The organism is Nitrososphaera sp. AFS, from assembly GCF_009898475.1.
Taxonomy (GTDB): Archaea; Thermoproteota; Nitrososphaeria; order Nitrososphaerales; family Nitrososphaeraceae; genus Nitrosopolaris.
The window spans coordinates 1-6,264 of the sequence record NZ_QURE01000074.1 but is presented as its reverse complement, the minus strand read 5'-3'; the positions used below and the strand labels follow the sequence as shown (position 1 = coordinate 6,264).

General features: G+C 37.0%; 5 protein-coding genes. 3 read left to right on the top strand and 2 right to left on the bottom strand.

The features are described from left to right. From DYY65_RS08425 to DYY65_RS08415, 3 genes are all read left to right on the top strand, one after another. Nucleotides 1–334, top strand: a 334-nt coding sequence (locus DYY65_RS08425) for a helicase C-terminal domain-containing protein (RefSeq protein WP_236561747.1), incomplete at its 5' end; no start/stop codon positions are given. A 604-nt stretch (nt 335–938) separates the two neighbouring features. Continuing rightward, complete coding sequence (locus DYY65_RS08420; protein WP_162477523.1) at nt 939–1,952, top strand: alcohol dehydrogenase; 1,014 nt, start codon at nt 939–941, stop codon at nt 1,950–1,952. A gap of 319 nt (nt 1,953–2,271) precedes the next feature. Next, nucleotides 2,272–3,570: an MFS transporter gene (locus DYY65_RS08415; RefSeq protein WP_370519334.1), complete on the top strand. Its 1,299-nt coding sequence runs from the start codon at nt 2,272–2,274 to the stop codon at nt 3,568–3,570. A 205-nt stretch (nt 3,571–3,775) separates the two neighbouring features. Here DYY65_RS08415 and DYY65_RS08410 read toward each other — a convergent pair whose 3' ends face one another. Both DYY65_RS08410 and DYY65_RS08405 read right to left on the bottom strand, forming a co-directional pair. Further along, nucleotides 3,776–6,025, bottom strand: a complete 2,250-nt coding sequence (locus DYY65_RS08410; protein WP_162477522.1) for an ATP-binding protein — start codon at nt 6,023–6,025, stop codon at nt 3,776–3,778. Between the two features lie 56 nt (nt 6,026–6,081). Continuing rightward, on the bottom strand, nt 6,082–6,264 hold a 183-nt coding region (locus DYY65_RS08405; protein WP_162477521.1), incomplete at its 5' end, for a hypothetical protein.

Here is a 6,264-nt window from a genome sequence, read left to right as displayed (position 1 = left end):
AGAACATGTTAATAGTACAAAACCAACGGTTCTAATGTCACCATCGTTACATATGGGGCTTGACCTAAAAGATAATCTATCCCGGTTCCAAATTATAACAAAAGTACCTTACCCTAACAAAAGTGATAGATGGATAGATGCTAAAAGAAAGGCAAATGAACAATGGTATAATTGGCAAACTGCCTTGAGACTAGTACAAGGATATGGTAGATCTGTGAGGTCAAAAGAGGATTGGGCTAAGACATACGTATTAGATACAGCATTTGGATATTTTGTTAGGAAAAATAGAAACATGTTACCTAGCTGGTTCGTCGAGGCTATCCGTTCTGATTAATTAAAATCATCTTCCATGTAGGTAGTCCATAAAATGCCGAGATTCTTATCAATCTGTCCTTAGCACTTATCCCATCTAGTAACGTAGCGGCAGACTTAAAATTTGTAAATTTCTTCACATTATTGTTGTTATCAACCTAGATGCTACAGGCTATCGGTCTAAACATTCTATTATGAAATAATTATTTTTCTCTCCAAAGCTGCGGCTTGCCGCCTGTCGTGTTCCACCTTCATCTTTTGATCTAACATTTTCGATAATTATATAGTCAAAGTCTGTCTGGCAATGCCTCTCTTCTCATGGCCAATAGTGGTGAACAATAATCTTCTTCCATCCGCAATGCAATATAGTAATTAATTCGGGCGTTTTGAAGACTATACTGTAACGATTGCCTAAATGGCTTAGCTCCTTATGTAAACTATCTAAACGAACTTTTCATCGTCTAATTTGAGCAAATAAATTGTTATAAAATATCTAGATCACAATTTCAGAAAGGTTCTAGTAGTTGTATATGTCAGTTAGGATTTCCTGTCGCAAGATCTGAACTTTGCGTGGTAATGTAATCATTATACTATTATTAACTATACAATCTACTATCACATTATACATGCGTTCAGTCCAAGTTTCTAAAGCTAATGGTCCTCTTGAGCTTGTGGAGAGAGATATTCAAGAACCAAGTGCTACTCAAGTTCGTATCAAGGTACAAGTATGCGGCATATGCCATAGTGATTCTTTCACCAAAGAAGGATTATTGCCTGGCATTAAATATCCAAGAGTACCTGGCCATGAGATTGCAGGAATTATAGACCAAGTCGGGAATGACGTCACAGAATGGAAACCTAAGCAGAGAGTAGCCGTAGGATGGCATGGAGGTCACTGTGGTCATTGTGATTCGTGCAGGCGCGGGGATTTTGTTACATGTAAATACGCCCAGGTACCAGGCATTTCATACGATGGTGGCTATGCAGATTATGTGAATGTACCAGTCGAAGCTGTAGCTTCAATTCCAGAGCAGCTTTCAGCTATGGAAGCAGCGCCTCTTATGTGTGCTGGCATTACCACATATAATGCTCTTAGAAATAGTGGAGCACGTGCAGAGGATGTGGTTGCTATTCTTGGGATAGGAGGACTTGGCCATCTTGGAATTCAGTTTGCTGCCAAGATGGGTTTCAATACTGTAGCTATAGGGCGATCAAAAGACAAGGAAGAAGAATTAGCAAAGAAGCTTGGCGCAAAGCAATACATTGATAACCGGTCACAGAATGCAGTCGAAGAACTTAACAAACTTGGAGGAGCTAAAGTCATACTTGGTACGGTTCCGAGTGGTAAAGCGATGACCGAAATCCTTGGAGGTCTTGCTGTAAATGGAAAGTTGGTCGCAATTGGCGCTTCTGATGAGCCTATCAATGTGCCCCCAACTCTATTCATATTAGGACGTCGATCTTTGGTGGGCTGGCCTTCCGGAACATCGATCGATTCACAGGACACGCTATCATTTAGTGTCCATTCTGGTGTCAGACCTATGAACGAAGTCTTTCCATTAGAGCGCGCAGCTGAGGCATATAATCATATGATGAGTGGTAAAGCAAGGTTTAGGTGTGTGCTTACAACGGGTGATTAGAAGGGGTTGGATATATTCCAAAAGTACAATCTGGTCTAAATTGCTGAGCCGTTTGGGATGAGTGATTACATCATTCGATGATCTCAAACATATGAGGACTATTTTAATTCCGCAGACCACACTCCATGAATACTTGATTATACTATTTATTGATGTTATCAAAAATCAAGATCTGGATAGCAGTGACAAGACTAGACGGGATGTTACCATGTGCTATTACTGATGCAGCATATTTTTTAAGATTAATTCGCTTTTCTAAAGCATAGACATCAATTTAAGAATAACCCATTAGCTTTGTTATGTCAGGTGTAAACTAAAGATTAGATCTTCACTATCGCTTAAATGGATTTCAAAAGATGGAAAGCTGCTTTTAAGTGCAAGAATACTTAGAACATTTGCTTATGGATTTCTGAGCATTATTATTTCAATTTATTTAAAAATGTTGGGTTTTGATGGATTCTTAATCGGTTTGGTACTTACATTTACTTTAGTAAATAGCATAATCTTCACGCTTGTGGCAAGCTTTTATGCAGATAGAATAGGAAGAAGGAAGATGCTGGTTTTATATGCTGTACTAATGTCAATATCTGGAATCATATTTTTTTTTACAACTAATTATGTTGCCTTAATTATAGCCGCCTTAATCGGAACAATCAACGTTACAGGTACTGAAACAGGTGCATTTCTATCAATAGAACAAGCTATATTGCCCCAAACAGTAACGGATAGTAAGAAAAGAAATACACTTTACGCTTATTACAATATGGTTGGGACTTTCGCGATGTCAGTAGGTGTTCTAATATCAGGATTGCCAGCAGTCATCGAAAATCAATTTGGTCTAAGTGAAGCCGACTCTATTAGATCACTATTCCTTCTATATGGAATAATAGGAGCAGCTGTTTTAGTAGCTTATCTCTTACTTTCAAAAGATGTCGAATTGACAAAAATTGAAATAGCAAAGAATGAACAAACACAAGTGGAAGGTTTAGCGACCTCTGAAAACAAAAGAAAAATAACAAAGCCTTTAAAACAAACTCTATCTCCAAAATCAAAGAAAATTGTGGGTAAATTATCTGCCTTATTTGCAATCGATTCTTTTGCGGGTGGCTTTGTTATACAAAGCATTGTATCACTTTGGTTTTTTACAAGGTTTGGTGCTGATTTATCTACACTATCTTACATTTTTTCTGTGGCCGGAGTTTTGACTGCTTTTTCATTTCTCGTATCTGCCAAAATTGCCGACAGGATAGGTTTGATTAACACGATGGTTTTTACCCATACACCGTCGAACATTCTGTTAATTCTCGTAGCATTCTCACCTACACTCCCAATAGCAGTGGGATTGTACTTTGCCAGAATGGCCTTATCTCAAATGGATGTTCCTGCAAGACAATCTTATATTGTTTCAGTTGTGAAAGAGGATGAAAGAACTGCTGCCACTGGAATAACAAATATCTCAAGGAATATAACACAAGCTATATCTCCTTCAATCGCTGGTTCAATATTGCAATCTGTATCGCTAGCTTTTGCACCTTTTCTGATAGGAGGACTATTAAAAATTGCATATGATATTGCATTGTATCTTAACTTCAAAAACACAAAACACACTAACGACTGATGAAAATATTGGTCTAGTGTGCCACTGCGATATCACCATTTGTTTTCAGCTGCTATCACCTGTTAACATAGAAATTAGGTTGTGCGAGAAATACCGACCACATATAGGTACTGTACAAAATAGAATTAATTTTAAAAAATTATATTAACATAACTAGTTTAGCCTCTTGTTATTCTAACTGGGAGTCTAACTGTAGTGTTATCATTTATTCATTTATGGGCTCTTCTAGAGCCGGTAGAGTAAAGGTAAAAGTCGCTCCTTTACCGTCTTCGTTATTCTCAGCCCATATTCTACCACCATGTGTTTCAATAATACCTTTACAAATGAACAAGCCTAATCCTGTTCCTTGAAATGATTTTGTTACAAATTTTGAAAATAGCCTAGGTAATAGATCAACATCTATCCCCGAACCGGTATCCCTGACGCTAACTGTGATTGCATTACTATTATTATCACTACCACTTATTTTTATCGATATAGTACCTTCCTCTATAATGAATTTAATAGCGTTATCTAACAGATTACCATAAACTTGGAGAAGCCTATTTTTGTCCGCATTTACAATAGTTGACATAGCATTAGGGTTTCGAAGTAAATCAATAGTGATTTTCTTTTCTTTTATAATCTGATTTTTGTACTCTGCAATAACATTTGATATTAATTCATATAGATCAAATCTCTCCTTGTTTAATTGTAATGTTTGGCTTTCAATCCTTTGTACTTCTAGTATATCTTCTGTAAGACGTTGTAATCTAGTCGCATTTCTAACTATAATATCTAAAGACTCGCCTTCTATAGGATCATTTGATTTACGTCGTAGAATTTGAGACAAACCAAGAATAGGTTGTATTGGTGTACGCAATTCATGAGCTGCTATATTGATAAAATCTTGCTGCATTTTATTATTTATTTTCAATTGTTCATTAGCCTCATCAAGTTTTTCATTTGCTAATTCTAGTTTGCTATTTGAATCCTTTATCTGTTGGTATAACTTACTTTGCTGCCATAAATTTTCTATCAGAGAAAGATATGACAAAACACCGGCTTTACTGTTAGAATAAATTGAAAGACCGATTGCTTCATCAAAAGTTGCTTTCGAGTCATCTCTTATTTCCATAACTAAATAAAGCCTTTTGTCGACAACCAAAACTGTGGCATGAGTATCCAAGACAGTCTGTTCTATATATCTCACGTCAAAATTAGGTACACGGTGGGACGGCAATGGTGAACCTTCTTCTTTTAGACTTCTCACCAATTGATCTGTTGATTCATACTTAGGCATTATGACCTTGACCTTCACATTCCGCTTTTGCGCCGCCTCTATTGCTAACCCTATGGCCCCAATATTGTACTGGCGAAGAAAAGCATTGGCGGTAGGGAACATTATCATAATTTCTTTTTGTGCATTTCTTACAAAATCTAAATAGAGCTCCCCTGCTCTAGATGAACTTGGAATTGCGTCTACCTCTCCTGAATCTACACCTTGTTCTATGTCTGCTATTCTAATTTTAGCGTCAACTCCATTTTTCCATAGTTCTTCAAATATGGATCGAAAATGATTTATGTACATAGGTTCATTACTCACTAAAACGCTTCGAGCAATATCTCCACCTTCCATCTTGTCTATGGTAGCCTGAATCTCTTTATCGGTAACAGAAAAATTCATTGGCGGCATATTATTTATATGCTTTATCTGAATTCCCATATCCATAAGAATTTTCAATGGTTCTATGCTATCCCTATTTATTGCAGTAGTAAGCAACCAAATGCCTTTATGCTCCCCTCTTCTTGATTTAGTTAATATATCATTACCTAAACCTAGGAATCTATCATACCCTAATTGCAATCCACTGGATCCTGAACAGACTGAACAGACTAATAGTTCATTTGAATTCTCAAGTAAACCCTTTATTCTACTAGCAATTTCATCTTGATTTCTTAGTATCCTAGTCTCATAGTGTATTGATCTTCCTTCCTCAATCTCTTTCATCCTTTCCTCAGCAGGTATTGCATTGGCCCACAAATTATCAAACACGTATTGTTGGTGTTCTACAACTTCGCTGGCGTTACTATATATTGCCTGATAGCCTATTTTTCCAGACTCAATCAAAATCAAAGGAGCAATGTATTCACTCTCGCTTACCATAAAATTGCCCTTAATAACATCTAGATGTCGTAACTCATGAACTATTTGCATTAGTTCTTTACAATAAGTTAGGTTGTCCCTAGTTATCTCGGTGACATACCTCAGATGCACCCCTCTTTTCCTAGCATCGAGAAAGGCCTCTTTTATGGGCTCAAATCCAATGGCCAACGGAGGTCGTGTAAAGTTCATATAAGTATCAGCTTTATTCTTTGTTTTAGAGAACAAGGCTACTTCTGCATCTATTACAGCAGTAGTTTCATGAATTATTCTTGTTGTGGTTATTCCGTTATTAGACGTAGGTAGTATCAAGAATGATACGGATATTTAAGTGCCAAAAAGCCAAGCCAAGTACAGGGGCATTGTTCTCAAATTGGACGGAATTTTTCTACAGCACCTATCAGATCATCGATTGATAGTGGTTTTCTGAGGACTCTCTTTGCACCAGATGCTAGCATCTCTTGCACCTCAACATCAGTAACAGAGGATGCAGTGAATATCAGAATGTTATTGGAACTTATTATGCCATCATCTTTTAACGCTTTGAAGAT

Bases quoted from the DNA above. Each gene is read 5' to 3' on its own strand.
- DYY65_RS08420 (WP_162477523.1), top strand. From the start codon at position 939: ATGCGTTCAGTCCAAGTTTCTAAAGCTAATGGTCCTCTTGAGCTTGTG.